This is a genomic window from Streptomyces sp. TRM68416, from assembly GCF_014596915.1.
In the GTDB taxonomy this organism is placed as follows: Bacteria; Actinomycetota; Actinomycetes; order Streptomycetales; family Streptomycetaceae; genus Streptomyces.
The window spans coordinates 288260-297099 of record NZ_JACVWU010000009.1; the positions used below are offsets into that span (position 1 = coordinate 288260).

The 8840-nt window shown below is 70.9% G+C and carries 8 protein-coding genes; 7 read left to right on the forward strand and 1 reads right to left on the reverse strand.

Going from position 1 to position 8840, the window contains the following annotated elements:
- Nucleotides 1-6: 6 nt before the first annotated feature.
- From ICC28_RS17385 to ICC28_RS17395, 3 genes are read left to right on the forward strand one after another with little or no spacing between them, the layout of a single operon-like run.
- Complete coding sequence (locus tag ICC28_RS17385) at nucleotides 7-1548, forward strand: SCO6880 family protein (RefSeq protein ID WP_411158602.1); 1542 nt, start codon at nucleotides 7-9, stop codon at nucleotides 1546-1548.
- Between the two features lie 11 nt (nucleotides 1549-1559).
- Complete coding sequence (locus tag ICC28_RS17390; RefSeq protein ID WP_188289477.1) at nucleotides 1560-2975, forward strand: ATP-binding protein; 1416 nt, start codon at nucleotides 1560-1562, stop codon at nucleotides 2973-2975.
- Between the two features lie 10 nt (nucleotides 2976-2985).
- Complete coding sequence (locus ICC28_RS17395) at nucleotides 2986-4530, forward strand: type IV secretory system conjugative DNA transfer family protein (protein WP_188289478.1); 1545 nt, start codon at nucleotides 2986-2988, stop codon at nucleotides 4528-4530.
- A gap of 33 nt (nucleotides 4531-4563) precedes the next feature.
- Here ICC28_RS17395 and ICC28_RS17400 read toward each other — a convergent pair whose 3' ends face one another.
- The gene (locus ICC28_RS17400; protein ID WP_188289479.1) at nucleotides 4564-5109 is read right to left on the reverse strand and encodes a GNAT family N-acetyltransferase; all 546 of its coding nucleotides are present in this window, start codon (nucleotides 5107-5109) and stop codon (nucleotides 4564-4566) included.
- Nucleotides 5110-5203: 94 nt separating this feature from the next.
- On the opposite strand from ICC28_RS17400, the gene ICC28_RS17405 reads away from it, so the two are divergent.
- Genes ICC28_RS17405 through ICC28_RS17420 form a run of 4 tightly spaced genes read left to right on the forward strand, consistent with a single transcriptional unit; the run spans nucleotide 5204 to nucleotide 8830 of the window.
- The gene (locus ICC28_RS17405; protein ID WP_188289480.1) at nucleotides 5204-6124 is read left to right on the forward strand and encodes an ABC transporter ATP-binding protein; all 921 of its coding nucleotides are present in this window, start codon (nucleotides 5204-5206) and stop codon (nucleotides 6122-6124) included.
- Nucleotides 6121-6897 (forward strand): ABC transporter permease, encoded by a 777-nt coding sequence (locus tag ICC28_RS17410; protein ID WP_188289481.1) that lies wholly within the window; start codon nucleotides 6121-6123, stop codon nucleotides 6895-6897. Before ICC28_RS17405 ends, ICC28_RS17410 begins: the two co-directional genes overlap by 4 nt.
- Nucleotides 6898-6914: 17 nt before the next feature.
- The gene (locus tag ICC28_RS17415; RefSeq protein ID WP_188289507.1) at nucleotides 6915-8159 is read left to right on the forward strand and encodes a sensor histidine kinase; all 1245 of its coding nucleotides are present in this window, start codon (nucleotides 6915-6917) and stop codon (nucleotides 8157-8159) included.
- Nucleotides 8156-8830 carry a response regulator gene (locus ICC28_RS17420; protein ID WP_188289482.1) on the forward strand — a complete coding sequence of 225 codons (675 nt, stop codon included), beginning with the start codon at nucleotides 8156-8158 and terminating at the stop codon, nucleotides 8828-8830. Before ICC28_RS17415 ends, ICC28_RS17420 begins: the two co-directional genes overlap by 4 nt.
- Nucleotides 8831-8840 lie beyond the last annotated feature (10 nt).

Below are 8840 nucleotides of genomic sequence, written 5' to 3' on the forward strand. Positions count from 1 at the left end.
GCCCATGTGTCCCATCCGGTCACGCCCCGCCGTACATATCTGATCGGCCGCGCCCGGCCGAACGCGATCGTCGGCCGCAACCGCGAGACCGGCGAGATCGCGTTGATCATCCTGGGCGCGTTCCTCGGCATGATGTGCGGACTCCTCGTCCCCGTCCTGTCCCTGCGCATCGTGCTCCTGATGGGCTTCCCGATGCTGGCGCTCGCCGCGGTCTACGTGCCGTACAAGCGCCGGACGTTCTACAAGTGGTTCGAGATCAACCGCAGCTTCAAGCGGACCGTGCGCCAGGGCACCGTCTACCGGTCGTCCGCCATGGAGGCGGGCACCCGGATCGACGGCCGCGAGGTCGAGATCGGCCCGCCGCCCGGCATCGGCCGCATCACCTGGCTCGCCGCCCCGTTCGGCCCCGACGAGATCGCCGTACTCCTGCACGCGGACCGCCGTACGGTGACCGCTGCCATCGAGATCGAGGGGCCCGGCGTCGGCCTGCGCGACTCCGAGGACCAGGAAGCGCTCGTCGACCGCTTCGGCACCCTCCTCAAGCACGTGGCCAACGGCGACGGCTTCGTCACCCGCCTGCAGATGCTCGCCCGCACCCTCCCCGCCGACCCCGACGCCCACGCCAAGGACGTCGCCGTACGCGGGGACGACAAGGCGCTGCCGTGGCTGCAGACGTCGTACGACCAGCTCCAGTCGATGGTGTCGACCAGCAGCGAGCAGCACCGCGCCTACCTCGTCGCCTGCATGCACTACACGCGCGAACTGGCCGCCGAGGGACACGCCATGGCGCGGGCCGCCCGCCCGCAGCAGGGCCGGAAGATCGACAAGGACGCCGGTCTCGCCGTCGTCATGGCCCGCGAGCTGACCGACATCTGCTCGCGGCTGCAGGAGGCCGACATCCGCGTACGGCAGCCGCTCGGGCAGGGACGGCTGGCCTCGCTGATCCACTCCATGTACGACCCGGACCACCCGATCGACCACATCCAGGCGATGACGAAACGTAATGCCTGGCCGGCCGAGCTCGACGCCATGGAGCCCACCTACCTCCAGGCCAAGACCCGGGAGTCCTCCACCCGCGCGCCCTGGTGCCACGCCACCGCCTGGGTGAAGGAGTGGCCGATGACCCCGGTGGGCGTGAACTTCCTGGCGCCGCTCCTCGTCCACACCCCGGACGTCATCCGCACGGTCGCCGTCACGATGGACCTCGAACCCACCGAGATCGCCATCGAGCGCATGCTGACGGAGAAGACCAACGACGAGGCGGAAGCCTCCCGCGCCGCCAAGATGAACCGGACCGTCGACCCGCGCGACATCGCCGCCCACAACCGCCTCGACCAGCGGGGAGAGGACCTGGCGAGCGGCGCTGCCGGGGTCAACCTCGTCGGCTACATCACCGTCTCCTCCCGCTCCCCCGAGGCCCTGGCCCGCGACAAGCGGACCATCCGCGCCTCGGCCGGAAAGTCGTACCTGAAGCTGGAGTGGTGCGACCGCGAGCACCACCGCGCCTTCGTGAACACGCTCCCGTTCGCCACCGGCATTCGAAGGTAGGGGCCACAAGCATGCGGGATCCGCTGTCCGTCCTCACCGACGCCTTCACCTCGTTCCTCTTCGGCAAGGTCGAGACGACCCGGCTGCCCGTGCGCACGTCGACCGGGCAGGCCCAGGCCGTCTACCTGCCCACGGCCGCGCCCGGCCTCGGCGACTCCGGCGTCATCATCGGCCGCGAGGTCTACTCCGGGAAGGGGTACATCTACGACCCCTTCCAGCTCTACGGCCAGCAGCTGCCCGCCCCGCACTGGCTCGTCCTCGGCGAGTCCGGCAACGGCAAGTCGGCGCTGGAGAAGACGTACGTTCTCAGGCAACTGCGCTTCCGCGACCGCCAGGTCGTCGTCCTGGACGCGCAGGGCGAGGACGGCGTCGGTGAATGGAACCTGATCGCGCAGGAGTTGGGGATAACTCCCATCCGGCTGGACCCGATGGCCGCCCTGGACCACGGCATCCGGCTCAACCCGCTCGACCCCGCGATCACGACGACGGGCCAGCTCGCGCTGCTGCGCACCATCATCGAGGTCGCGATGGGCCACGGCCTGGACGAGCGCTCCGGCTTCGCGCTCAAGGTCGCCCACGCCTACGTCAACGAGACGATCGTGGAACGCCAGCCGGTGCTGACCGACATCGTCGAGCAGCTACGGCACCCGGAGCCCGAGTCGGCCGAGGCGATGAACGTCGACATAGACGACGTACGGGCGTGGGGCCTGGACGTCGCGCTGGTGCTGGACCGGCTCGTCGACGGTGACCTGCGCGGCATGTTCGACGGGCCGACGACGGTCGGCATCGACCTGGACGCGCCGCTCATCGTCTTCGACCTGTCCCACATCGACCGCAACTCCATCGCCATGCCCATCCTCATGGCGATCGTCGGCGTGTGGCTGGAGCACACCTGGATCCGCCCCGACCGGAAGAAGCGCATCTTCCTGGTCGAGGAGGCCTGGCACATCATCAACAGCCCGTTCGTGGCCCAGCTGTTCCAGCGGCTGCTGAAGTTCGGGCGGCGGCTGGGTCTGTCGTTCGTCGCCGTCGTCCACCATCTGTCGGACGTTGTGGACGGCGCCGCGGCGAAGGAGGCCGCTGCGATCCTGAAGATGGCGTCGACCAGGACGATCTACGCCCAGAAGGCGGACGAGGCGAGGGCTACGGGCCGGGTGCTCGGACTGCCGCGCTGGGCCGTGGAGATCATCCCGACCCTGACCCCCGGTATCGCGGTCTGGGACGTCAACGGCAATGTCCAGGTCGTCAAACACCTGGTCACCGAGACGGAACGCCCGCTGGTCTTCACCGACCGCGCGATGACGGAGTCGTCCGCCGACCGCGATCTGGCCGACGACGCCCTGCGCGCCGCCGAGCTGGAGGCGGAGGAACGGGCGGCGGCCTTCGTGGAGCAGCACCTCGGCGACTCCGAGTCGACGGTGGCGTGAGGGAGACGGCGTGCGCGCACAGGACCAGCGACGGGAGACTCCGGGCGGCATCCCCGACGGACTGCTGATCGGCATACTCGCCTTCCTCCTCGGCATGACCCTGCTGGTGTGGACGGCGACGGGCCTGGCCGGCCTGTTCGCGCACGGCGGCTGGCCGACCGGCGTCATCTTCACCCGCACCCCGCTGGCCATGCGTCACCTCTTCGGCGCCCCGCACGACCTCGCCGGCGCCTGGCCCGACACCCCCGAGGCCGAACTCTCGGGGTACGGCCTGTTCTGGGGCCTGTTCATCGGCCAGCTGATGGTGCTGATCGTGCTGGCCGTCTTCGTGATGGGAACGGTGGCGCGGTGGCGCGCGGTCAGGGCCAGGCAGCGTGCGGCACGCCAGGCGAAGCCGGCGCCGGAACCGACTTCCGGGCCGCCGATCTCGTACGAGCCGCAAGGCCCCTACGGAACACAGGACCCGTACGGGACACAGGGCCCGTATGGGACACAGCCCCCGCACGAGGTCCCCGCGCCGAGACCCCACCAGCCGCACCCGCCTGTCGCGGAGCCGGTCCAGGAACCGCCCCTCGCGGCACCGCCCCCACCCCTCTTCGGCGGTGAGCGGACGGGGACGGGAACGAGCGGCTGGGAAAAGATCCTCGTAGCGCCGAGGGAATCCCGCCACCACACCGCCGCCCAGGCCGTACGGGACGCGGAGGGCGCCGCCCTCGTCATCACCTCCGACCCCACGCTCTGGCAGGAGACCAAGGACGCGCGAGCCAAGCTGGGCCCGGTCCACGTCTACGACCCCGCCCACCTCTGCGACACCCCGGCCCGTCTGCACTGGTCCCCCACCACGGGTTGCGAGGACAAGCAGACCGCGGCGACGCGGGCGGCCGCCCTGCTCGCCCCCGTCCGCCCCACCGCACGCCTCGACACGGCCATGGCCGACGTGGCCGAGACGCTGCTGCGGAGCGCCCTGCACGCCGCCGCCGTGGACGGCCGCACCATCCGCCACGTCCACCGCTGGTCCCAGGGCACCCAGATCCAGGACGCCGTCCGCATCCTGCGTACGAATCCCAAGGCGGCCCCCGGCGCCGCGGGCGAGCTCGAAGCTGCTCTCACCGCCCATCCCGAACGCCGGGACATGGCCCAGCAGTTGACGACCCGGGCCCTCGCCTCCCTGCTCATGGTGAACATCCGCGAGGCCTGCACTCCCAACCGAACAGATGCACTCGCCTTGGATTCCTTCGTCGACGAAGGGGGCACGCTTTATGTGGTAGGGGAATCCATCGAGGATCCGCGTACCAACCCCGGTGCGATGCCCCTGCTCACCGCCCTTGCCTCAAGCGTGGTCGAGCGCGGCCGGCGCATGGCCGAACGGTCATCCTCCGGTCGCCTCGACCCACCACTCACCCTCGTCCTGGACGACGTCGCGGCGGTGGCTCCGCTTCCCCAGCTCCCGGAGCTGCTGGCCACCGGAGCGGACCGGGGTCTGCCCACCCTGGCCCTGCTCCGCTCCCGCGAACAGGCCCGCACCCGCTGGCCGAACGCCGAACTACCGGTGTGACCGGGACCGTTCACACACGAACGCCCGTCGCGCTCAAGGCCCTTCGAGCACGAACTCCAGCTCCGACTCCCCCGGAACCCCCGGCATCGGCACGACGACCCCTGTGGGCACGAACCCCACCCGGCGGTAGAAGCGCTGCGCCCGCCCGTTGTCCTCGTGCACGATCAGCCGCGCCCGCTCGGCGCCGTGCGCCCACGCCCACTCCAGAGCGGCGTCGAACAGCACCTCGGTGAGCCCGCTCCCCCGCTCCTCGGGCCGTACGAACACCCCGACGAGATGCCCCTGCTTCCGCTCCACCGGAAACCCGGCCCAGTCCGTCGTACCGGGCTCCTCCAGCAGCACGGTCACGGTCCCGACCCACCGCCCGTCCGGCGCCTGCGCGACGACCGTCTGCAACCCGTCGGCCCCCTCGGCCCCACGGGCCGTCCGCTCCTGCCAGAAGGAGTCCGGCCGCCCCACGGCCTCCTCGTACGTCTCCAAAAACGCCAGCGGCGCCACCGGGTCCTGAAGCGCCGCAAGCCGCAACTCCTTCACCGCAGCCCACTCGTCGGCACGCACGGACCGGATCACATAGCTCATGCCGGTCACAGTAGTACCGGGGTACTACCCCCCTCACCTCGAATACCGCCCCCGGTCCGACGCCCAGCGCCGCCGCGCCCAGCAGCATCGAAGCATGATTACGGCCCACCACCTCACCAAGCGCTACGGCGACCGGACAGCCGTCTCCGACCTGACCTTCACCGTCCGCCCCGGCGCGGTCACCGGCTTCCTCGGCCCCAACGGCGCCGGCAAGTCCACCACCATGCGGATGCTGCTCGGCCTGGACACCCCGACGTCCGGCCACGCCACCATCGGCGACCGCGCCTACGCCGACCACCCCGCGCCCCTGCACGAGGTCGGCTCCCTCCTCGAGGCCCGCTCGATCCACCCGGGCCGCACGGCGTACCACCACCTGACCGCGCTCGCCCTCACCCACGGCATCCCCAGGTCCCGGGTCGAGCACGTCCTGGACCTCACCGGTCTGACCGAGGTGGCCCACCGCCGGGTCAAGGGCTTCTCGCTGGGCATGGGCCAACGCCTGGGCATCGCAGCCGCGTTGCTGGGCGACCCGGCCACGGTCATCCTCGACGAGCCGGTCAACGGCCTCGACCCCGAGGGCGTCCTGTGGATCCGCAACCTCCTCAAGTCCCTTGCCGGCGAAGGCCGTACGGTCCTTGTCTCCTCGCACCTGATGAGCGAGATGGCCCTGACCGCCGACCACCTGATCATCATCGGCCGCGGCCGTCTCCTCGCCGACACGACCGTCGAGGACTTCGTACGGCAGTCCGGCGCCCGCACGGTCAGGGTCGTCACCCCGGAGGCCGCCGCCCTCGTACGACTGCTCTCCGCACCCGGCGTCGAGATCACCACCGACTCCCCCGGCACCCTGGACGTACGGGGCGCGGACGCCGAGCTCATCGGGCGCGCGGCTGCCGCCCACGGCATCCCCCTCTTCGAACTCACCCCGAGCACCGCCTCCTTGGAGGAGGCGTTCATGGATATCACGCGCGACTCCGTCGAGTTCGCCGCGACCGTGGAAGGAGCAGCGGCATGACCGCCACCGCCCTGGGCATCACTCCGGCCCGCGTCCTGCGCGCCGAATGGCACAAGCTGTGGACGGTCCGTTCCACCTGGATCAACCTCACCCTCGTCCCGGTCCTCACCATCGGCGTGGGCCTGGCCATCGGCGCCAGCTACGAGTCCGGCGGGGGCGACTCGGACGTGGACGTCGTCCTCCTCACCCTCCTCGGCATGCAGTTCACGACGATCATCGTGGGCGTCGCCGGCATCCTGTCCACCGCGGGCGAGTACTCGACGGGCCTGATCCGCTCCACGCTGACGGCCGTACCGCGCCGCCTGCCGGTCCTGTGGTCCAAGGCCGCCGTGCTCGCCGCGGTCACCTTCACCCTCGTCCTGGCCACCAACTTCCTCACCTTCCTCCTCGCCCAGACCCTCCTCTCCGGCACGGACCAGGAGGCCTCCCTCGGCGACCCGGGCGTCGTCCGCGCCCTCGTCGGCAACGCGGCCGGCCTCGCCCTCCTCGCCGTGACCGCCCTCGGCATCGGGTCCCTCATCCGCTCCGTCCCGGGCAGCATCGGCGTCCTCATCGGCGGCATCCTGATCCTCCCGGAGATCCTCCGGATGCTTCCCTACGACGTGATCGACGACGCCGTCCGCTACTTCCCCGCCAAGGCCCTCGACGCCCTCACCCACGCGGAACCGACCTCCGCCACGGCCTCGCCGGGCGCCGCCCTGCTCGCCCTCGCCCTCTGGGCGACGGCCACGCTCACGACGGCGGCACTCCTGCTGAGGCGACGGGACGTGTGAGCCTCCGGGACGTCACCATGAACACCATGGCGGAGAACCGAACGGCCGAGCCCCTCACCCAGTACGTCCAACGGGCCATCACGCGGGTGCGCGCCTTCGACCGGCGCCGCCCGCTCCCGTGGGACCTGCTGGTCACCGGCTTCTACGTGACCGCGGCCCTCATCGACTTCACCAGCGGCGGCTGGAAGACCATCACCGAGAACGCCTCCCTGCCCGACTGGCTGATCCTCAGTCTGTCGCTCGGCTTCTCCGTACCGCTGCTGTGGCGCCGCACCCACCCGGTCGCCGTCCTCGCCGTCATGGTCCCGGTCGCGGTCGTCAACTCGGCGACCGGCGCCATGCTCCAGGCCTCGCTCATCCTCCTCGTGGCCCTGTTCAACGCGGCCCTGCGCGTCCCCATGCGCACCCTGCTGTGGCTCTACGGCATGGTCCTCGTGCCGTTCGTGGTGGCGGCGTTCCGCTACCCCGCCGAGCAGGGCCCCGAGCAGAACCTCGTACCGGCCGCGATGAGCCTCGCCCTCTCCGCGGTGATCGGCATCGCCGTCCGCACCCGCAAGGACTACCTGGACTCCCTCGTCGAACGCGCCCGCCAGCTGGAGGTGGAACGCGACCAGCAGGCCCGCCTCGCCACCGCGGCCGAACGCGCCCGTATCGCCCGCGAGATGCACGACATCATCGGACACAACCTCTCCGTCATCACCGGCCTCGCCGACGGCGGCCGCTACGCCGCCGCCAAGTCCCCCGAACGCGCCGCCCAGGCCCTCACCGCCATCGCCACCACCAGCCGCCAGGCCCTCACCGAACTACGCCGCCTCCTGGACGTCCTGAGCGAGGAGGAACCAACGACGGAACCGGACCTCACTCCCCAGCCGGGCCTCACCGACCTGACCCGCCTGATCGAAGGCGTCCGCACAGCCGGCCTCCCCGTCCACACCACCATCAAGGGCACCCCCACCATCACCCCCGGCCGCCAGCTCACGATCTACCGAGTCATCCAGGAAGCCCTCACCAACACCCTCAAACACGGCGGCCCCAACGCCACTTCACACATAGAGATGTCCTACGACGAAGGCGGCGCCGTCACCGTGACGGTGACCGACACCGGCCGCGGCGGCGACCTCAACGGCACCGCGGGCCGCGGCCTGCCCGGAATGCGCGAGCGAACGGCCCTGTACGGCGGCACACTTGAGGCCGGCCCACGCCCAACCCCCGAACAGGGCTGGCGCGTCCACCTTCACCTACCGGAGGAACCCCCGCAGTGACCACGGTCCTCATCGCCGACGACCAGCCCCTCCAGCGCTTCGGCTTCCGCATGCTGCTGGAGAGCCAGGACGACATGACGGTCCTGTCCGAGGCCGCGAACGGCAACGAGGCAGTCCGGCTGACCGCCCAACACCACCCCGACGTGGTCCTGATGGACGTACGCATGCCCGGCCTCGACGGCATCGAGGCCACCCGCCGCATCATCGCCACCGGCGCCCGCACCCGCGTCCTGATCCTCACGACCTTCGACCTCGACGAGTACGCCTACTCCGGCCTGCGCGCCGGCGCCTCCGGCTTCCTGGTCAAGGACGCCCAGCCGGAGGAGCTGCTGGCGGGCATCCGCGCGGTCGCGACGGGCGACGCGGTAGTGGCCCCCAGCCTCACCCGCCGTCTCCTCGACGCCTACGCCCACCACCTCCCGACCGGCGGGCCCACGGACGGAGCCCTCGAACCGGAGGACCCCCGCCTCGCCCCTCTCACGGAACGCGAACGCGAGATCCTCACGGTCATCGGCATGGGCTGGACGAACACCGAGATCGCCGACCGCCTCCACCTGGCCGAGTCGACCGTGAAGACTCACGTAGGCCGCGTACTCGCCAAGACGGGTTCACGGGACAGAATCCAAGCGGTGATCCTGGCGTACGACACGAAGCTGGTGAAGCCGTCCTGAAGTGCCCCGA